This is a genomic window from Stenotrophomonas sp. ESTM1D_MKCIP4_1, from assembly GCF_003086895.1.
Lineage (GTDB): Bacteria > Pseudomonadota > Gammaproteobacteria > Xanthomonadales > Xanthomonadaceae > Stenotrophomonas.
Genome location: NZ_CP026004.1, coordinates 435,509 through 454,810, shown reverse-complemented (window position 1 = coordinate 454,810; position 19,302 = coordinate 435,509). Strand labels below are relative to the sequence as shown.

The window sequence follows — 19,302 nt, the reverse complement described above, 5'->3', positions numbered from 1 at the left end:
ACTGGTGGGTACGGTAGCCCGCAGCCCGGAAAAGCCATTCCACGAAGGTAGAACGCCCCGTACGGCAGGGGATGGCCGATAATCGCCATTCCCCCCTGAAACACGTGTCGTCATGTCTGTTGATCGCATCGCCAACGCGCGTCTCCGTGACCGCGTGGTCTCCGCCGAGGCCGCAGCCGCGCTGATCCAGCCCGGTGAAACCGTCGCCATGAGTGGCTTCACCGGTTCCGGTTACCCCAAGGCCGTTCCGGTCGAACTCGCCCGCCGCATCGAGGCGGTGCACGCCCAGGGCCAGCCGTTCCAGATCAAGCTGATGACCGGCGCCTCGACCGCACCGGAACTGGATGGCGCGCTGGCCAAGGCCGATGGCATCGCCATGCGCATGCCGTTCCAGAGCGACCCGGATGCGCGCAACCGCATCAACGAGGGCAAGTTGGATTACATCGACATCCACCTGAGCCATGTCGCCCAGCATGTGTGGTTCGGCTTCTACGGCGAGATCGACACGGCGGTGATCGAGGTGTCGGCCATCCGCGAGGACGGTTCGCTGGTGCCTTCCACCTCGGTGGGCAACAACAAGACCTGGCTGGACCTGGCCAAGAAGGTCATCGTCGAGGTCAACGACTGGCAGCCGGCCGGCGTGGACGGCATGCATGACATCTACTACGGCACCGCACTGCCGCCGCACCGCAAGCCGATTCCGCTGGTCAATGCCAACGACCGCATCGGTGATACCGCGCTGCGCTGCGACCCGGACAAGATCGTGGCGGTGGTGCGCACCAACGGCCCGGACCGCAACAGCCCGTTCAGCCCGATCGATGCGACCAGCGAGCAGATTGCTTCGCACCTGATCGAGTTCCTGCAGCACGAGGTGAAGAAGGGCCGCCTGCCGCCGAACCTGCTGCCGCTGCAGTCGGGCGTGGGCAACATTCCCAATGCGGTGCTGGCCGGCCTGGCCAAGAGCGGTTTCCGCGATCTGGCCGCGTTCACCGAGGTGATCCAGGACGGCATGCTGGACCTGCTGCGTGACGGCGTGCTGAGCTATGCCTCGTGCACCGGCTTCGCGCTGAGCCCGCAGGCCAACGAGACGTTCAAGGAACGCATCGATTTCTACCGCGAGCGCATCATCATGCGCACGCAGGAAATCTCCAACCACCCGGAACTGGTGCGCCGCCTGGGCTGCATCGGCATGAACGGCATGATCGAAGTGGACCTCTACGGCAACGTCAATTCGACGCACGTGATGGGCACCCGCATCATGAACGGCATCGGCGGTTCGGGTGACTTCGCCCGCAACGGTTTCCTGTCGGCGTTCCTGAGCCCGTCCACGGCAAAGAACGGCACCATTTCGGCGATCGTGCCGATGGCCAGCCACGTCGATCACACCGAACACGACGTGTCGGTGATCGTGACCGAACAGGGCCTGGCCGATCTGCGCGGACTGACCCCGCGCAAGCGCGCGCAGGTGCTGATCGACAACTGCGCGCACCCGGATTTCCGCCCGCAGCTGCAGGATTACTTCGACCGCGCCAGCCGCGAGAGCTACGGCAAGCATACCCCGCACCTGCTGCCGGAAGCGTTGTCGTGGCACCAGCGTTGGCTGGATACCGGCACGATGAAGGCGTGATGGCGTTCGGGGTCAGAGCCCTTTTCTGCCGAAAAGGGATCTGACCCCGGATACGGAAAGGGATCTGACCCCAGGTAGAGCCGGCCGCTGGCCGGCTGTCGGAAAAGCCGGCCAGCGGCCGGCGCTACCTTCAAACCGTGCGCAGCGCTGCCAGCGATTCAGCCTGCAGCAGCTCGTAGATCTCGAACTCATCGTTCACCGCCACGCCCATCGCCTGCTCGAACGCTTCGCGGTTGGCGTGCGCGGCATACGCGCGCTGTTCTTCGCCGCCCAGGTTGGACTGGAAAATACCGGCCGCGCTGACCGGCAGGAAATCTTCGTAGACGATGGGATCGGCCGTGGCCAGACCCGTGGCCACCAGCACTTCGGCCGGCAGATCGGCCACGCGTTCCGGTGCGGCGCGGCCGGCGTCGGTCAGCTGGTAGCGGTAATAGCCCAGCCCTTCCTGACGCAGCGTGTCGTGGTCATCGGGGAAGCTGGCGAACACCGCCTGCAGGCGCTGGCCGTAATCCCCACCGGTGCTGCCGGCGCCACCGGCGTCGCGTGCCTGCGCCAGCAGCTGGTCGTACAGCGCGCGGCCCTTCGGGGTGAGGGCCAGGCCACGCTGCTCGATTTCGCCAAAGCGCGCGGTGTGCGTACCGGCAGCGCCACCTTCGCCACCCGGGAAATGCACCGCCTCTTCCAGCGCCTTGAAGCTGGTCTGCCGCAGCAGGATCGGGCAGGCGCGGCGCGGCGGGCCTTCGATGACCGCCTTTGCCGCCATGCCGTGTTCGATCATGGCCGCCTGTGCGGCGTCGATATCCAGCGTGCGCGGGGTGAGGTGGTTGATGTGCGGGCCGCGGAAGCTGACCACGTCGGCCACCAGCCGGTGCGCATCGTGCAGCGCGTGGTAGGTGGGCAGGTCAACAGTGGCATCGCCGTGCCAGCGGAAGGTTTCCAGCGCTTCGGCAACGAAGCGCTCGGCATCGGCCTGCGACAGGCCACCATCACGCTCGGCCTGGTCGATGAGTGCCAGTGCGCCCTCGGTGAAGATGCGGCGGCGCTCGAGGATGCGTGCGGACTCGGCACGCAGGGTCTCGTCTTCGATCAGCTCCAGGCGCAGCAGCGAGGTGAACACGCGGAACGGGTTCTGCGCCAGGGCCGCGCCGGTAAGCGGACGGAATGCCGTGGAGTGCACCGGCACGCCGGCCACCGACAGATCGTAGTAGGCCACCGGGAACATGCCCATCACCGCGAACAGGCGGCGCAGCGTGGCCAGTTCCTGCGCGGTGCCCACGCGGATCGCGCCGTGCCGCTCTTCGTCCAGGCGCGCGCGTTCGTCGTTGCGCTGCAGCTGCGCGGCCAGCGCCGGGTCCTGGTCCAGCACCTGCGCGTTGATCCGCTCCACCAGTTCCACCAGGGTGCCGTACAGCGGCACTTCGGTGCGGTACATGCGGGACATGGCCTGGGCGAACAGGCGGCGGATCACATCAGGCGAAACGAAAGAGGCGCTCATCAGTCACTCGAATGCGGGAACGGGGAACGGCGAGAACCCTATTGTCGCCGGAGTGCGCGATGGCGGCGATACGCACAGCAACATGCCGCTAGTGCCGGCCGCTGGCCGGCAACGCAGCGGGAGCCGGCCAGCGGCCGGCACTACCGGTTGAGCTGGCGCTTCAGGGTGGCATCCAGGGTGATCGGCCGGTCCCAGTGCTCGAAGCTGGCCACGACGGCGTGGCGCACGGCGCGGAGGTGCAGATTGTCCGGCTTCACCGGCATGCGCGTGACCACCGCCTCCCAACCCCCGTCGGGGTTCTGGCTGAAGGCGCGCACGCTGTCACGGCAGGTCTGGCCGCTGGCCTTGGCCCAGAAGCAGGCGAAGTAGATATCGCCGGCCTGCCAGCCATGGGTGGTGAACAGCGCGCTGATGTACGCGCGCGGCACGTCGGCATAGCGCGATACCTCATCGAGGAAGGCATCGGGGTAGCGTTCGGCGTAGTGGTTGATGTCCTGCAGCTGGGCATCCAGCCAACGGTCACCGGTTTCCACGGTATAGGCCGCCGAACGCTCGGCAGTCTGCTGGGCCAGCACGGTGGCGGGCGACAGCAGCAGGAGCGACAGCAGCAGGGTCGGGACACGGTTCATGCCCCGATTCTGCCGCAGCCGCCCGGCCCTGTCAGGCCGTGGCAGCCGCCTTGGCCTCGATGGCAGCCAGCGCGGCCGGCCAATCCCAGGCGGTATCGGCGGTGACCATGCGCGGCTCGTCGTCGGCCACGCCATGCTGGGTTTCATGCGCCCAGGTCACGGCGTACGGGGTATGCACGCCCCAACCGCCCAGCGTCACCACCGGTTCGATGTCCGAACGCAGCGAGTTGCCCACCATCACGAACTGCTGCATCGGCAGGTCGAACTCGGCCAGCACGCGGGCGTAGGTCTCCGGGTCCTTTTCCGAGACGATCTCGATGCGTGGGAACAATTCGCGCAGGTTGGCCACATTGATCTTGGCTTCCTGGTGGAACAGATCGCCCTTGGTGATCAGTACCACCGGGTAGTGCTCGGCGATGGCGGCCACCGATTCGCGCACGCCGTCGATCAGGTCGACCGGGTGGCGCAGGGTGTCATGGCCGATGTCCAGCATGCGCTGGATGTCCTTGGCGTCGATGCGCTGGCCGGTGATGTCGATGGCGGCTTCGATCATCGACAGGACCATGCCCTTCACGCCGTAGCCGAACACGGCCAGGTTGCGCTGCTGCACTTCCAGCAGGTGGCGGGCGGTCTGGGTGTCGTGCACATCGACATAGCGCGACAGCAGGTCCAGGTAATCCTGCTCGGCCTTGCGGTAGTAGTCCTCGCTCTTCCACAGCGTGTCGTCACCGTCAAAACCGACCAGGCCGATGGCGCGCGAGCGCGCAGGCGTGGAGGCGTTCATGCGACAAGGATACAGGGGCGACGCGGGCAACAAAAACCCGGGCGGCCACAGCCGCCCGGGTCCCCATGCACCGGTTTTTCCCGAATCAGGCGGCGATCAGTTGCCGCCGGCCGTGCCCGCGCCCGCCCCCGCCTGCTGGGCGGCCACGAAGGCCTTGTACTCGTCGGCGGTCAGTTCGCCGTCCTTGTTGGTGTCGGCCTGGTCGAACACCTGGGCCAGGCCCGCGTTCACCTGCGCCTCGGACTTGCTGATGGTGCCGTTGCCATCGGTATCGATGCTGGCCCAGGTCTGGCCGCCGCCACTGGCCTGCGCCGATGCAGCCGCCGCCGCATTGGAGGCCTGGTCAGCCGCCTGGCCCGCCTGGGCCGCCGACTGCTGTGCCTGCGCCGCCTGATTCTGTGCCTGGGCTGCCTGCTGCTGGGCGGTCTGGGCCATGGCCGGGACGGCCAGCACACTACCGGCGGCAACGATCAGGGCGAGCAGGGGCTTGCGGTTGCGAATAGTCATCAGGTGGATCTCCTTTGGGTGGTGTAGCGCGGCGTGTTGTCTCCGCACGGCACCTACCCTGCCACCGCGTTTCTGAATCGATTTTGCCCCGCGACCGGGGTGCACACGCCCCATTAACCACTGCCTGCCATGCATGCGTTAGCACGGTGGTTAGGGCCAGGTGAGCGACTCATAAGACGAGCATTCAGCGCAGCGGGATTTAACCTGCACGCAACGAAAAACCTGCGTCAATCGACGTTCTGTGCGGATGACCGCGCACTGAACAAGACCCATCCCAAGGCAACACCGGCAAGCGCACCGGCAATTTCCAGGACCACGCGGCTGCCCAGTTCGTTGGGGTCGTGGATGGTGGAGAGGAAGATGCGCGCATACAACGGCGACTCCAGCCGCACGATGCCCATGTAGAACAGCTTCCACATGTCGATGCCGGCGGAGATCGCCACCGAGAACACACAGGCCCAGCCGATGGCATGGCCCATGGACCAGCGCAGCGCGCGGCACAGGTGATGCCAGAGGAAGTACACCAGCAGCCCGACCAGCAGGGCGATGGCACCGGCTTCGAGCGAGCCGAGCAGGCCGAAGTGCAGGGGAAGGTTCATGCGGGTGGGCAGTTGGGAGGCGGTAGTGAGTGTAAGGGTATCGGCAGGGCTTGCAGCCCTGCACCTGCGGTAGTGCCGGCCGCTGGCCGGCAACGGCAACGGCAACGGCAACGGCAACGTCAAAAGCCTGCGTTCCGTGGGATGGCGGGGCACTGTGGGTTTGCGGGGACGCCGTAAATACGTCCGTGTAGGCTTGGTCGCCGCATCCATGCGGCTCACACCCCGCAAACCCACAGCGCCCCGCCTTCGACAGTTTCCCGGCGGCCAGTAGATCCACGCCATGCGTGGATGAAATCTGTCAGATATCGAATGAATTCATCCGTGCCGACCAACGGTCGGCACCCACCAGAGCAGAACGCCGTTCCGACAGATCGCGGAAAACTGACGAAGGCGGGGTGGGCAGGACGCCCAACCCCGGTCTTGCCGTGTGCGCAGGACAGCGCACACGAGCAAGCCGCGACCAAGCCTACATGGACGTATTTACGGCGTCCCCCTCAACCGGACCCACCTCGCCATCGCTCGGATAGCTAGCTTTTGAAGTTGACGTTGCATTGAGCAGGTGCAGGGCTGCAAGCCCTGCAGAAAGCATCACCTCACGGGGAAATCGTAGGCGGTGCCCGCATCCGGTTCGGGCTGCAGGGTGTAATGCCACCACTCCTGTGGGTAGTTGGCAAAGCCGCGCCGTGCCATCGCCTGCAGCAACCGCTGCCGGTTTCCGCGCTGTTCCGCGGTCAGCCCCGCCGCGTCGGTATGCGCACGCACGCCGAAGAAATCGAAATCGGTGCCCATGTCCAGCACCACGCACGCGCCTGCGCGGCAGTCCAGCAGCCCCAGGTCCACCGTCGCGCCACGGCTGTGGCCCGAGCGTTCGGCGATATAGCCATCAGCCAGCAGTTGCGGCTTGTGCAGATGCGGATACTGCAGCGCCTTGCGCGACTGCTCGTGCGGATCCTGCACCCAGGCCATGAACGCCTGCACCGAACGCACCGGCCGGTAGCAATCGAAGATCCGCAGTGCATATCCGGCAGCGCGCAGGTCGTGTTCCACCTGGGCCAGCGCGGTCGCGGCCGGCGCCAGCAGATAGCACGACGGCGCGTCGTACCCCGGCACACGGGCGCCGGTGAAGTTGTTGCGGCCGGCGTAGCGGATGTCCAGTTCGATGTGCGGGGCCAGCGTGCGGATCTCCACCAGGCCGGCACTGGCCGCATCGGTGGCCGGCGAGATGCGCGGGGGTTCAGCGGACTGCGCGCTGCCCGCCAGGGCAATCGCCAGTACGAGTGAACTGCAGGTCCTGGAAGTCATAGCTGAAGTCGATGTCCGGATCGATGGCGCGCAGCTGCAGCGTGGGCGGTGCGCCATCACTGGGCTGCAGCCATGCCTGCGCGGATGTTTCCAGCGTATCCCAGTGCAGACGCCAACGCTGCCCCTGCTGCATCACCGTCGCTGCCAGTTTCGGCGAGCGGAGCACCTCGAACCGCAGCGTACCTGCAACCGGGCACAGCGTGGCCTCTCCCAGCCAGGGATCGCGGTAGCGCCCCTGTTGCGGCTTCAGTGCGCTGGCACCTGCGGGCTCGATCGGATCCAGATACTCGTCAACATGCCCGATCACATCGGTGCGGCGTCGCTCTTCGGCCAGTGCCTGCAGATAGCCGACGGCGGTCTGGCCCTCGGCCGCGGCAGTGATGCGCTTCAACGTCGATTGCATCAGCACCGTGCGTGCATCCTCGCCCTCGCCGTTCATCAGCATCACCACGCCCACCTTGCGGTCGGGCAGCAGGGCCAGCGAGGAGTACATGCCCGACAGCGTGCCGGTGTGTGCCACTTTCCATTGCCCATCCATGTCCGACACACGCCAGCCGAGGCCATAGCCGTAGAAATGCGCGTTGTCCCAGCGCTGCTGGCGCCCACCCAGCGGCATCGGCATGTGCAGGGTCCACAACGTGTGTCGCTGGTCGCTGCCCAGCCAGCCCGGCACCAACGCTGGATCCAGGAGCACCTGCATCCAGCGGGTCATGTCGCGCAGCGAACAGCGGATGCCGCCCGCAGCCATCGAGGTCAGATCGGGGCTGGTCGCACCATCGGCGTTGACCACCACGTTGCGACCCTCGCGCCAGGCATGCGGCTGGGCCACGTTGCCCACGCGCTTCACCGACCACGCGCCCACCTGGCAGCGATTCATGCCCAGCGGCACGAACACCTGTTCGCGCATCAACTGGTCGTAGGGCTTGCCACCGGCTGCGGCCGCGACTTCGCCGGCCACTACGTACATCAGGTTGTCGTAGGCATAGCCGCTGCGGAAGCTGGTGACCGGCTTCAGGTGGGCCAGCCCGGCAATGATGTCGGCGCGGGTGAAGGCGTTGGGCTCGGGCCACAGCATCAGATCGCCGGCCCCCAGGCCGAGGCCGCTGTTGTGGATGAGCAGATCACGCACCTGCATGTGCTCGCCCACCCACGGGTCGTACATGGTGAAGCCGGGCAGGTGCTTCCGCACCGGGTCATCCCAACGCAGCCGGCCCTGCTCCACCAGACGTGACAGCAGTGCGGCGGTCATGGCCTTGCTGTTGGAAGCGATCTTGAACAGCGTGTCCTCGTCGATGCGGCCGCCATCACCGCGTGTGCCGCCGGCGTGCTGGTAGACCACCTTCCCGTGTTCGACCACGGCCATGGCCAGCCCGGGCAGGTGCTCGTGCTGGATCACGGCGGCGACATCGGCATCGATGGCGGCGGTGGCGTCTGATGCCGCAGCCACGGAGGGGAGGACCAGCAATGCCGCGATGCACACGTAATGTCGGCAACGCCGGACGGCGCCATGCCCGTAGAGTCGAGCTTGCTCGACTGAGCGAGGTTCAACAACCCGCGAAATGCAGTCGAGCAAGCTCGGCTCTACGGGGCGACGGGCGCCCCGCGAAAGGCAGTCGAGCAAGCTCGACTCTACCGGGCTGCCGGTCAGAAGTTCCACGTCACGACCAGCTGCGTGTAACGCGGTGCCTGCCAGCGCGTACCGGTGGCGAAGGTAGCTTCGCGGTACTGGCCCGGCTGTGCTTCATAGCGCTGGTGCACGTTGATGGTCTTCTGGTTGTTGGTCAGGTTGTACACCGACAGCCGCGCACTCAGATCAATGCCGTCCACCGGCAGGCGCCAGGTCACGTTGGCGCCCATCGTCCAGGTCCACGGCAGGCGACCAAACGCACCGCGCGGGCTGTACTCGAACTGGCGCTGATCGTACGGCCCGGAGCAGTTGGCCACGCACAGCCAGCCGGTGCCACCGCCACTGCCTTCGCTGGAGGTGCTGCCGCCGGCAATGGTGTCGTTGGGCCACATCACGCCATAGGCGGTGATCGGGCCGCCGGACTGTACCTGCAGGGTGGTGCCGAACGACCACTGCTTGTTCAGCGCATAGGCCGCGCGCAGCTTGAACTGGTGGCGGAAGTCATTGAACAGCACGCCGTAGCGTTCGTTGGTGGCCGGATGATCCCAGTACTGCACCATGCCGGTGTCACCGTAGTTGGTATCGGAATTCACCGGGCCCTCGAAGTTGCCATCACTCCGGGACCACAGGTAGGAGGCGTTGAACAGCCACTTCTCGTCCCACGCGCGGTCGACCTGCAGTTCCAGGCCCTTGTAGGTGCGCTTGGGCTTGGAATAGCCGATCACCTCGCCACTGCCCCCCTTGCGGTAGCCGCTGTTGGCGGTATCGATGGTGATCCAGCCTTCCTGCGCGCAGCCGATGCTGGAATCGCCCCAGATGGTCAGCGACTCGCCCGGGTTGCCGATCGGCCACAGCGTGCTCGGCGTCGGGCCACACGGGGTGTAGTTGATGCGGATGTCATCCAGCGCGCGGGTCATGCGCCGGTAGGTGGCATTGACACCCCACGACCAGGCGGCATTGATCATGCTCTGGAAGCCGAGGATGTATTCGTCCTGGTAGACCGCCTTGAGATCGCGGTCCACGCTCTGGCGCAGGTCGGCGCCACCGGTATTCATGCGGGCGTCGGTCGGCCCGATCTGAGCACCGATGATCGGTGCCATGTAGGCCGCACCGGTCGGCGAGGCCTTCTGCTCCCAGCCTTCCAGCACGTAGTAGCTGTATTCGTCGGTGAGGCCACCGGCAAAGTTGACGTTGATGTTGTTGGTGACCGGCAGGTAGTAGCGGCCGGCATTGCCGAACAGCTTGGTGCTGCCATCGCCGCGCATGTCCCACGAGAAGCCGACGCGCGGGGCGAACAGATCGTCCATCTTGATGAAGGCGTCGCCCTGCGCGGTGCGGTTCTCGAAGCGGTCCCAGCGGATGCCGAGGTTGAGCATCAGGTTGGGGGTGATGTTCCAGATGTCTTCCAGATAGAAGGCGTTGGCCTCGGTCTCGAACGTGCCGCCGGACTGGCGGTTGCGTGCGCGCAGCATCTCGGTGACGCCAGCCGGCACGTAGGCATTGGCGCCGTCCCACACTTCATCGCCGGGCCGCGCCACGTAGGCGGTGTAGCTCAGCGCGGTCGGCCCGGGGTAGCGGGTCGACTGGTCGGTGGTCATCAGTTCGCGGTCCAGGCCGAAGCGCAGCAGGTGGTCACCCAGCTGCCACTCGAAATCCAGGCGCGCCACATCGCGGGTGTCGTCACGCTCGGCCACGGCGGTGCCGGTGGGGTGGCAGCCGGCACGCAGGCCCTGCAGCTTGTACAGGCGGGTGCCGTAGGTGCTGTCGGTGAACACCGGGCTGCAGGCCTGGTCGAGCGAGGAATTGGTGAACGCACGCTGGTTGTTCTGGCCGACCATGGCACGGGCGGTGAAGTTCTGGCCGAAGTGGCCGGTGTACGTGGCCGACCAGTTCCTGCCGCCGGTCTCGGTGACCGAGTCGCCGCCCCAGGCGCCGATCTGGTCTTCGTCCCAGTCATACCCGTAGGACGCATTGGTGACATCGCCCTCATCGGAGAATGCCAGCAGGGCCAGGCTGTGGTTGTCGTTGATGTTCCAATCCAGCTTGGTGCCCCAGAAGCCGTTGCCGGAATCATTCTTGAACCAGGTACTGCCGTCGGACGAGGTGTTGTGGCCCTTGTCGCTGCGGTCCTCGTACATGGCAAACAGGAACAGTTTGTCCTTGATGATCGGGCCGGAGCCCCAGACGTTGGTCTTGAGGAAGGAGTTGTTGTCGCGGCTGCCGTAGGAGTGCGCGGTGCCATCGCGATGGAAGTGGTCACGCCCGCTGGCGCGCCAGGCGCTGGGTTCGGCGGTCACTTCAACGCCGCCCTGGAATTCATTGCTGCCCGAGCGGGTCACCGCGTTGATGACGCCGCCAGTGGAGCGGCCGAATTCCACCGAATAGCCACCGGTCTTGACCTGGAATTCGTTGAAGAAGGCGAACGGTGCGGTGCTGAAGCCGCGCCGGGTGTACATGTCCGTGACGTTGAGGCCATTGATGAACACCGCGTTCTCGGCCACCGACGAACCGGCGAAGGACAGGCCGCCGAAGGACGAATTGCCACCCACCACGCCCGGCGCCATCAGCGCCACGGCGGAAAGATCCTGCGCCACCGGCAACCGCGAGATTTCCTGCCGGTTGATGTTGAACGACGTCTCGGTGGAATAGACATCCACGCGATTGATGACGCGGGTGCCGGTCACCTGCAGCGCATCCAGGTTGGTCACGCCGCCGGCGCTGGCCAGGTTGACCGTGGTGGTGCCGCCCACCGCCACACTGACGGCGACCTGTTCACCCAGTTTCTGCCCCTCGCGGCTGAGCTGCAGCTGGTAGTCACCCACCGGCAGCTGGCCGAGGCGGTAGCTGCCATCGGCGGCAACGGTGACGGTACGGGTCAGCCCGGTGCTGCTGCTGACCACGGTGACCTGGTCACCGGCAGTTGCCCGGCCGGCCACCGCGCCGCTCACGTTCTGGCCCATCGCGGTGCTGGGCAGCATCACGCCCAGACACGCCCCGAGGGCGACGCACAACGCCGCCCGCTTGATGCTGTATGCCTTCATCCCCTGCTCTCTCCTGCAAGAATTGAATGGTGTGGATATGGATGGATCGCGCTAGCGTTGCCCGGCCGGCAGTACCTGCCACTGGAAGTCGTAGTTCCATTGGTCGAAGTACAGGTTGCCGCCCGCCCACTCGGCCTCGCCGCGCTGCGAGTCGACCGTTTCCGAGCGGTAATGCTGTTTGGCTGGCACGAAGGGCTGGCCGAAATCATCGTTGAAGGCGATGCGGTAGCCATCGAGGCCACCCAGGTAGAAGTCGCGCAGCGCGGGGGCATCGCTGGCCAGCGCGCCAGTGGTCACATCCATCGGCAGCCAGCCATACGGCGCCAGATAGACCGCACCCCAATCGTGCAGGTTGTTGTAGCCGCTGCCATCGTCGGAAAACACCATGCCCGACTGCCAGCGCGCGGGAATGCCGTTCATGCGCAGCAGGGCGATCAGCAGCAGGGTCTGCTGCCCGCAGTCGGCGTGGCCGGCGCGCAGCGCGTAATCGCTGATGTTGCTGAGGGTGGAGTATTCGCGGGCGCCCGCCCATGGAATGCTATCGACCGCGGCGTACAGCCGGCGCAGCACTTCATGCGGGCGCGTCTCGCCCTGCAGCACCTGGTCGGAAAACAGCTTCAGCGCCGGCGTGAAGCGCACATGCGGCAGCTGCTCGGCGAGGAACGGCTGCAGCGCCGGGTCGGTCGGTGTCGGTTGCACCTTGGCCGGATCGATCGGCGTATGCCGCGCGAAGATCGTGGCGGCGTAGCGGATCTCGAAGCGGGTGGGCTGCCCGGCCACGGCCGTGGCTTCCATATAGGCGGTGCGCTGCAGGGTGCTGGCCGGGGCGACCCGCGCGGGGCCCGGCGCGCTGCCCAACCACTGCACGCGCTCCTGCTGGCCGGGAATCTCGCGTGGGTACGGAATCCACACGCGGAGGGTTTCGCCGGCAGGTACCGCGTCGGCTTTCACCGTGAGCGACTGGGTGAAGGCAAAGCGCTGCGGCAGCACCGAGGTGTGGCCCTCTGCTTCGGCAGCAGCGACCACGCGCGCATGGTGCGCGTTCAGCACTTCGTTCGGGCCCGGCGCAGGCATCGGTGCATCGGCGCGACGGCGGGCGCGCGCTTCTTCGCTGAGCAGGAACAGGTTGGACGGCGCACGCTTGAAGTACCAGCGCGTGCCGTCGATATCGAGGTGCTCGATCAGGCCGAGCTGGTCCCAGCGTGCAAACTCTGCATCGGTCAGATCGGGGATCCAGCGGCGGACGGCGGTTTTCGCTGCGGTCTCGTCCAGATTGAAATCCAGGCGGATGCGGCGCATGCGTTCGCGCTGGTAGTCCGCGGTGACGGGCAGGTCGCCGCGCTTCAGCAGGTCGTCCGCCTCCGCGAAGTGGCCACTGTCGACCAGATCGATCAATCGTGTCTCGCCGGCACCCTGCCCCCGCACGTCCTGCGCCGCCGCCGCCGACGCCCACAGCAGCAGCACGGCACACAGGCCGGCAGCGGCAGGCAGACGCGGTTTGCGAACGACGGGATCCACAGCGACACTTCCCCAGCGCGGGTGGTAATGGCTGTGTAACACGGGCCGTGAAGACGGTCAATAATTTATTCTTGCTTTCGCAGCCGAAAGGAATAAGTATTCCCAGAGGCATTCGAGGAGGGTGTGCAGCGCATGATCCAGGCTTCCCGCGAACCGCGCCGGCACTGGCCGCGCCGGTTGACCCTGGCGCTGTGCCTGCTGGCGGCGCCGGCCTTCGCACAGGTGGCACCAGCGCCCGATCCGGGTGCCCCCCTGCCCTATGTGATCGGCCTGCACGAGGCCTACCTGACCCCGCAGTACTGGGCCGCGCGGCTGGACAACGCCGATACCCCGATCCTCGACCGCACGCAGATCAACGCGCAGAACGCGCGCATGCGTGCACAGGACGCGCATATCCAGGACATCGCCGCCCTTCCCGCGCAGCTGACCGCTACGCAGGTGCGCGCCAGCATCAGCGCGCTGTCGACCTGGCCGGCACGGGTCCTGTACGACGACCAGGGCCAGCCCATCGCGGCGGCGCTGCGTGCTTCGATCGAGGCCAACCTGGGCATGCAGGCGGTGGCCGCACAGGTGGCGCCGCAGTATGGCCTGGTGGTCAAGCGTGCGGCACTGCGCACCTTCCCCACCCGCCATCGCGTTTTCAGCAGCACCGGCGATACCGATATCGACCGCTTCCAGGAATCGGCGCTGTTCCCCGGTGACAAGGTGGCCGTGGTCCATCGCAGCGCGGACGGCCGTTGGCTGTTCGTGCACAGCGAGCGCTACAGCGCGTGGATCGAGGCCGGGTCCGTGGCGACCGGTGACAAGGCCACGGTGCTCGGTTATGGCGCGCAGGGCCCCTACCGCGTCGTGACCGGCGCGGTGGCGCATACCGCGTTCACCCCGGAAGAACCCCGCGTGTCGCGCCTGCAGCTGGACATGGGGGTGCGCCTGCCGGTGCTGGCCGACTGGCCCGCTGCCACGCCGGTCAATGGCCAGCAGGGCCATGCCGCCTGGGTGGTGCAGCTGCCGGTGCGCGAGGCCGATGGCCGGTTGAAGCTGGTGCCGGCGCTGCTGCCGCGTTCGCAGGACACCGCAGGCGACTACCTGCCGTTGACCCCGCGCCTGCTGCTGCAGCAGGCTTTCAAGTTCCTCGGCGAGCGCTACGGCTGGGGCCACGACTACGACACCCGCGACTGCAGCGGTTTCGTCTCCGAGATCTACCGCAGCTTCGGCGTACTGCTGCCGCGCAATACCAGTGCGCAGGCGGTCAGCCCGGCGCTGGACCGGTTGCCGTTCACCGACAAGGCGGGCAAGGCCGCGCGCGACCGTGCCGTGACCGCGCTGCAGGTGGGCGACCTCGTCTACATTCCCGGCCACGTGATGATGGCCATCGGCCACGTCGACGGCCGCACCTGGGTCATCCACGATACGGCGGGTGGCAGCTGGTTCGGCGCCGACGGTACGCGCGTGCAGGCCCACCTCAATGGTGTCTCGGTCACCCCGCTGGAGCCGATGATGGCCAGCGATACTGTCCGCTACATCGACCGCATCACCAACATCCAGCGCCTGCGGGCCAAGACTGCCGAATGAAGATCACTGCCATCGAACTGGGCATGCTGCGCGTGCCGCTGAAGACGCCGTTCAAGACCGCCCTGCGCACGGTGGAAACCGTGGAGGACGTGGTTGTGCTGATCCGCACCGACACCGGCAATACCGGCTACGGTGAAGCGCCGGCCACGGCGGTCATCACCGGCGATACGCACGGCTCGATCATCGAAGCGGTGCGCCACTTCATCGCCCCGCGCCTGATCGGCCAGGAGGTGGTCAATCTCAACCACCTGTGCACGCTGGTGCAGACCGCTATGGAGCGCAACACCAGTGCCAAGGCGGCGGTGGAGATCGCGCTGTACGACCTGTGGGCGCAGCTGCACGGCGCGCCGCTGTACCAGATGCTGGGCGGTGGCGATCCGGTCATCACCACCGACATCACCATCAGCGTGGACTACATCGACAAGATGGTGGCCGATTCACTGTCGGCCATCGAGCGTGGCTTCGAGTCGCTGAAGATCAAGGTGGGCAAGGACATCGGCCTGGACATCGAACGGGTGAAGGCGATCCACGCCGCCGTGCAGGGCCGTGCCCTGCTGCGCCTGGACGCCAACCAGGGCTGGACCGCCAAGCAGGCGGTGCATGCCATGCGCACACTGGAAGATGCCGGCGTGGTGCTGGAACTGCTGGAGCAGCCGGTGAAGGCGGCCGATATCACCGGCCTGAAGTACGTCACCGACCGGGTCAACACGCCGGTGATGGCCGACGAAAGCGTGTTCAGTCCCAGCCAGGTGATGGACCTGATCCAGCAGCGCGCGGCCGACATCATCAACATCAAGCTGATGAAGACCGGCGGCCTGTCCAATGCCATCCGCATCGCCGACATCGCCGGCATCTATGGCGTGCCGTGCATGATCGGCTGCATGATCGAATCGAGCATCAGCGTGGCCGCCGCGGTGCACCTTGCCGTGGCCAAGAGTGATGTGATCACCAAGGTCGATCTGGACGGCCCCTCGCTGGGCCAGTTCGATCCGGTCAGCGGCGGCGTGCATTTCAACGAATCGGAGATCAGCATCAGCGACGTACCGGGGCTGGGCATCACCGAAGTGCGCGGGCTGGAGATGCTGGGTTGATTTGCGCCTTGCGGCTGGCTTGGTCCTCAACTGATCCTGGGTCGCGCGTTACTTTTCTTTGCGCGCAAAGAAAAGTAACCAGAAGAAACGCTCCGCCATCCGCAAGCCGACGTGCTGCGCACGCCGGTACCCTGCACTCCTCGGCCCGCTACAAGTCGGACTCTACGTCAACAGCACCCGCCATCCCCAGTAGATCCACGCCATGCGTGGATGCACCTGCTCTTGCTTCTGCCCCACCCCGTAACCCCTTCGCGGCTGGCACGCGCGCGATCTGTCCGGGGTCGGGCGGGTGGGGCTTGCGGGGGTGTCCGCCGCATGGGCCCGAGGCATGCCTCGGGCGGGTTGGGCAGGACGCCCAACCCCGGTCTTGCCGTTTGCGCAGGACAGCGCAAACGAGCAAGCGCGGCCAAGCCTACACGGACGTACTTGCGGCGTCCCCCGCAATCCCCACCCGCCCGACCCACCCCATAATTCGCTTTACGCGGCCAACCGCAACGCCTTTGCAGACCCTCGGACGCCCCGCATGCCGCCCCTGCTGAAAATCCGAACCGAGCGCGGGCAGATGTCGGCCATCGAACGTCGCATCGCCGATTTCATCCTCGACAACGCCCACCTGCTGCGCGATTACTCTTCGCAGCAGCTGGCCAGCGCGTTGGGCATCAGCCAATCCAGCGTGGTGAAGTTCAGCCAGAAGCTGGGCTTCAAGGGCTACCCGGACCTGAAGTACTCCATCGGCCAGGATGTGGCGCGTGCCGGTGCCGACCCGCAGCAGGCGCCCACCGAACCGGACAACGGCGATCACTACCTGCGCCTGGGCGAGGCCCTGCGCCGCAGCAAGGCCCAGGCCGAGGAAGAAACCCGCCAGGCCAACCCGCGCGAAACCATCGAACGGATCGTGCAGCTGCTGGACCGCGCACCGAAGCTGTTCGTGTATGGCCTGGGCGATGACGGCCTGTTCGCACGCGAGTTCGCCATGCGGCTGTCCCTGCTCGGCCTGCTGGTGGTACCGCACACCGACCCCGTGCTGCTGCTGGCCAACCTCTCAGCCGCGCGCCCGCGCGATGCACTGCTGGTGTTCTCCGAATTCGGCAATCTGCCGCAGCTCTCGCAGCTGTCGCGGCAGTTCCAGAACATGGGCGGCAAGGTGGTGTCGATCACCCGCCACACCGCCAACCCGCTGCGCGCGCATGCCGATGCATCGCTGGCGGTATGCGCTTACGACCGCACGCCACAGGTGGCGCAGCTGCTGTACCGTAGTGCCATGCATTCCCTGCTCGACTTCCTGTTCGTGCTGCTCTGCCACGCCAACCCGGATCGCCAGCGGCAGCTTGCGGTGAACCTGGAACGCATTGACCACCTGCTCGATTCCTGACCGGAGCGCCTGCTGATGAAGCCGCTGTCCCGCCTTGTCACCGCCGCGCTGCTGCTTGCCGCATCGCTGTCCCTGCATGCGGCGCCGCTGGATGGCGCGCGGCAATTGATCGTGGTTACCAGCGCAGGCTGGGACAGCCCGCAGGGCCAGCTGCAGGCCTTCGTGCGCGATGGCAAGGGCTGGCGCGCACAGGGCACGCCGTTCCCGGTGGCGCTTGGCCGCAGCGGCAGTGCCTGGGGGCTGGGCCTGCACCCGGCGCAGGGCGATGGCCCGCAGAAGCACGAAGGCGATGGCCGCAGTCCGGCCGGTGTGTTCGCCCTGGGCAGTGCGTTCGGCTATGCCGGCACGCGCCCCGGTACCGCGATGGCCTACCAGCCCATGCTCGACAGCAGTTACTGCATGGACGTGCCCGCGTCGCCGTACTACAACCGTATCGCCGATGCGGCCAGGGTAGGCCGCGATGCCGTGCAGGGTTCCACCGAGCCGATGCGGCTGGACCTGCACAACGCAGGCGACGTGCGTTACCAGGAAGGCTTCGTGATCGCGCACAACCCACAGAACCAGCCCGGCAAGGGCAGCTGCATCTTCGCCCACCTGTGGCGCCAGCCGGGTGAGGCTACGGCCGGCTGCACGGCGATGCCGCTTGCACGCATGCAGGCGCTGCTCGACTGGCTGCGCCCGCAGGACACGCCGCGCTTCGTACTGCTGCCGCGCGCCGAATACGCGCGCCTGCAGGCGCAGTGGCAGCTGCCCGCACTGAGCGGGGACGCCCCGTGAGCGCACAGGACGAGCCGCAGCTGCAGCGCGCGGTCAGCCGCTGGCAGATCGTCGGCCTCTCGATCAATGACGTGATCGGCAGCGGCATCTACCTGTTGCCCGCCGCCACCGTCGCCCTGCTCGGCCCCTTCAGCCTGTGGGGCGTGGTCGCCGCCGGCATCGTCGTGGCCCTGCTGGTGCTGTGTTACGCGCAGGCCGCCAGCTACTTCGATGAACCTGGCGGCAGCTATCTTTACGCGCGTGAGGCCTTCGGCCGCTTCGCCGGTTTCGAGATCGGCTGGATGATCTGGCTGACCCGCATCAGCTCGGCCGCCGCGCTCAGCAATGCGCTGGCCGATGCCGTCGCGCGCTTCTGGCCCTGGGCCGGCGCCGGCATGGGCCGCATCGCGGTGATCGTGGTGTCGCTGGGCTTCCTGACCGGGGTCAACATGATCGGTGTGCGCTCTGCGGCGCGCACCGGCATCGTGCTGGTCATCGGCAAGATGCTGCCGCTGCTGCTGTTCGTGGCCATCGGCGCGTTCTACATCGACCCGCAGCTGGCCTTCTCCGGCCAACGCCCGGACCCGCACGACCTGCAGCGCATGGGCGAAGCCGCGCTGCTGCTGCTGTACGCCTACGCCGGTTTCGAGAACATCCCGGCCGCCGCTGGCGAGTACCGCAACCCGCGCCGTGACATTCCGTTCGCGCTGATCACCATGATCATCACCGTCACCGTCATCTACGGCGCGGTGCAGCTGGTGGCGCAGGGCACGCTGGCCGGGCTGGCAAGCTCGGCCACGCCGCTGGCCGACGCCGCCGCCGGGTTCGGTGGCGAAGCGCTGGCCCTGATCCTCACCGTGGGCGCGACCATCTCCATCCTCGGCACCAACAGCAACACGATGATGATGGGCCCTCGCTTCCTGTTCGCCCTGGCGCGTGATGGCTACGGGCCGAAGGTGCTGGCCCAGGTGCACCCGCGCTTTCGCACCCCGGCCGCCGCGATCCTCTGCCAGGGGTTGATCGCGCTGGGGCTGGCGTTGTCCGGTTCGTTCGTGCAGTTGGCCCTGCTGTCGATGACCACGCGCCTGTTCGCTTACATCGGCACGGCGGCGGCGGTACTGGTGCTGGCCAAGCGCTTCGCTGACCGCCCGGGCGCATTGAAGCTGCCCGGCGGCCCGCTCATTCCGGTGCTGGCGCTGCTGCTGTGCGTGGCGCTGTTTGCCAGTGCCAGCTGGCAGAACATCGCCGCCGCACTGGTCGCCTTGGCCATCGGTGCGGTGATCTACAAGCTTCCGCGCAAGGGCGACGCGACCTGATCTTCACGCAACCGGCCCGGGCGGTTAACCGCTGCACGGGCACGATCAGGCTTCGTCCACCACGGA

Annotated in this window: 15 protein-coding genes; 6 read left to right on the top strand and 9 right to left on the bottom strand. The window is 66.8% G+C overall.

Annotated features, from left to right (window positions below):
* The first annotated feature begins 112 nt into the window (after positions 1-112).
* Positions 113-1,627 carry an acetyl-CoA hydrolase/transferase family protein gene (locus tag C1924_RS02045; protein ID WP_108763848.1) on the top strand — a complete coding sequence of 505 codons (1,515 nt, stop codon included), beginning with the start codon at positions 113-115 and terminating at the stop codon, positions 1,625-1,627.
* Between the two features lie 130 nt (positions 1,628-1,757).
* Here the strand turns inward: C1924_RS02045 and C1924_RS02040 are convergent, their stop codons facing one another.
* From C1924_RS02040 to C1924_RS02000, 9 genes are all read right to left on the bottom strand, one after another.
* Positions 1,758-3,122: a VOC family protein gene (locus C1924_RS02040; protein WP_108763847.1), complete on the bottom strand. Its 1,365-nt coding sequence runs from the start codon at positions 3,120-3,122 to the stop codon at positions 1,758-1,760.
* A gap of 140 nt (positions 3,123-3,262) precedes the next feature.
* Positions 3,263-3,751 (bottom strand): hypothetical protein, encoded by a 489-nt coding sequence (locus C1924_RS02035; protein WP_108763846.1) that lies wholly within the window; start codon positions 3,749-3,751, stop codon positions 3,263-3,265.
* 31 nt (positions 3,752-3,782) lie between these two features.
* A complete protein-coding gene (locus tag C1924_RS02030; RefSeq protein WP_108763845.1) occupies positions 3,783-4,535 on the bottom strand; it encodes an HAD family hydrolase in 753 nt (250 codons plus the stop codon).
* Positions 4,536-4,631: 96 nt separating this feature from the next.
* The gene (locus C1924_RS02025) at positions 4,632-5,042 is read right to left on the bottom strand and encodes an EF-hand domain-containing protein (protein ID WP_108763844.1); all 411 of its coding nucleotides are present in this window, start codon (positions 5,040-5,042) and stop codon (positions 4,632-4,634) included.
* A 227-nt stretch (positions 5,043-5,269) separates the two neighbouring features.
* Complete coding sequence (locus C1924_RS02020) at positions 5,270-5,641, bottom strand: hypothetical protein (RefSeq protein WP_108763843.1); 372 nt, start codon at positions 5,639-5,641, stop codon at positions 5,270-5,272.
* Positions 5,642-6,229: 588 nt separating this feature from the next.
* Positions 6,230-6,943, bottom strand: a complete 714-nt coding sequence (locus tag C1924_RS02015) for a M15 family metallopeptidase (RefSeq protein WP_108763842.1) — start codon at positions 6,941-6,943, stop codon at positions 6,230-6,232.
* Positions 6,876-8,390 (bottom strand): serine hydrolase domain-containing protein, encoded by a 1,515-nt coding sequence (locus tag C1924_RS02010; protein WP_254051198.1) that lies wholly within the window; start codon positions 8,388-8,390, stop codon positions 6,876-6,878. The genes C1924_RS02015 and C1924_RS02010 overlap by 68 nt, the downstream gene beginning before the upstream one ends.
* Positions 8,391-8,587: 197 nt before the next feature.
* Positions 8,588-11,611: a TonB-dependent receptor gene (locus C1924_RS02005; protein WP_108763841.1), complete on the bottom strand. Its 3,024-nt coding sequence runs from the start codon at positions 11,609-11,611 to the stop codon at positions 8,588-8,590.
* A gap of 51 nt (positions 11,612-11,662) precedes the next feature.
* On the bottom strand, positions 11,663-13,129 hold the full coding sequence (locus C1924_RS02000) for a transglutaminase-like domain-containing protein (protein WP_108763840.1): 1,467 nt from the start codon (positions 13,127-13,129) through the stop codon (positions 11,663-11,665).
* A gap of 132 nt (positions 13,130-13,261) precedes the next feature.
* On the opposite strand from C1924_RS02000, the gene C1924_RS01995 reads away from it, so the two are divergent.
* The 5 genes from C1924_RS01995 to C1924_RS01975 all read left to right on the top strand — a co-directional run bounded on the left by C1924_RS01995 (position 13,262) and on the right by C1924_RS01975 (position 19,236).
* Positions 13,262-14,701: an SH3 domain-containing protein gene (locus tag C1924_RS01995; RefSeq protein WP_108766937.1), complete on the top strand. Its 1,440-nt coding sequence runs from the start codon at positions 13,262-13,264 to the stop codon at positions 14,699-14,701.
* Complete coding sequence (locus C1924_RS01990; RefSeq protein ID WP_108763839.1) at positions 14,698-15,792, top strand: dipeptide epimerase; 1,095 nt, start codon at positions 14,698-14,700, stop codon at positions 15,790-15,792. The genes C1924_RS01995 and C1924_RS01990 overlap by 4 nt, the downstream gene beginning before the upstream one ends.
* Before the next feature lie 523 nt (positions 15,793-16,315).
* Entirely contained in the window at positions 16,316-17,164 is an 849-nt protein-coding gene (locus tag C1924_RS01985) for a MurR/RpiR family transcriptional regulator (RefSeq protein ID WP_108763838.1), read from the top strand.
* Positions 17,165-17,179: 15 nt separating this feature from the next.
* Complete coding sequence (locus C1924_RS01980; RefSeq protein WP_108763837.1) at positions 17,180-17,941, top strand: L,D-transpeptidase family protein; 762 nt, start codon at positions 17,180-17,182, stop codon at positions 17,939-17,941.
* A complete protein-coding gene (locus C1924_RS01975; RefSeq protein ID WP_108763836.1) occupies positions 17,938-19,236 on the top strand; it encodes an amino acid permease in 1,299 nt (432 codons plus the stop codon). The genes C1924_RS01980 and C1924_RS01975 overlap by 4 nt, the downstream gene beginning before the upstream one ends.
* Positions 19,237-19,302: the final 66 nt, after the last annotated feature.

What these genes read in the sequence shown, in the direction of transcription:
- C1924_RS02020 (WP_108763843.1), bottom strand. Translation starts at nt 5,641, where the DNA reads ATGAACCTTCCCCTGCACTTCGGCCTGCTCGGCTCGCTCGAAGCCGGT.
- C1924_RS02045 (WP_108763848.1), top strand. Translation starts at nt 113, where the DNA reads ATGTCTGTTGATCGCATCGCCAACGCGCGTCTCCGTGACCGCGTGGTC.
- C1924_RS02030 (WP_108763845.1), bottom strand. Translation starts at nt 4,535, where the DNA reads ATGAACGCCTCCACGCCTGCGCGCTCGCGCGCCATCGGCCTGGTCGGT.
- C1924_RS01990 (WP_108763839.1), top strand. Translation starts at nt 14,698, where the DNA reads ATGAAGATCACTGCCATCGAACTGGGCATGCTGCGCGTGCCGCTGAAG.
- C1924_RS02025 (WP_108763844.1), bottom strand. Translation starts at nt 5,042, where the DNA reads ATGACTATTCGCAACCGCAAGCCCCTGCTCGCCCTGATCGTTGCCGCC.
- C1924_RS02040 (WP_108763847.1), bottom strand. Translation starts at nt 3,122, where the DNA reads ATGAGCGCCTCTTTCGTTTCGCCTGATGTGATCCGCCGCCTGTTCGCC.
- C1924_RS01980 (WP_108763837.1), top strand. Translation starts at nt 17,180, where the DNA reads ATGAAGCCGCTGTCCCGCCTTGTCACCGCCGCGCTGCTGCTTGCCGCA.
- C1924_RS02015 (WP_108763842.1), bottom strand. Translation starts at nt 6,943, where the DNA reads ATGACTTCCAGGACCTGCAGTTCACTCGTACTGGCGATTGCCCTGGCG.
- C1924_RS02005 (WP_108763841.1), bottom strand. Translation starts at nt 11,611, where the DNA reads ATGAAGGCATACAGCATCAAGCGGGCGGCGTTGTGCGTCGCCCTCGGG.
- C1924_RS01995 (WP_108766937.1), top strand. Translation starts at nt 13,262, where the DNA reads ATGATCCAGGCTTCCCGCGAACCGCGCCGGCACTGGCCGCGCCGGTTG.
- C1924_RS01985 (WP_108763838.1), top strand. Translation starts at nt 16,316, where the DNA reads ATGCCGCCCCTGCTGAAAATCCGAACCGAGCGCGGGCAGATGTCGGCC.
- C1924_RS02035 (WP_108763846.1), bottom strand. Translation starts at nt 3,751, where the DNA reads ATGAACCGTGTCCCGACCCTGCTGCTGTCGCTCCTGCTGCTGTCGCCC.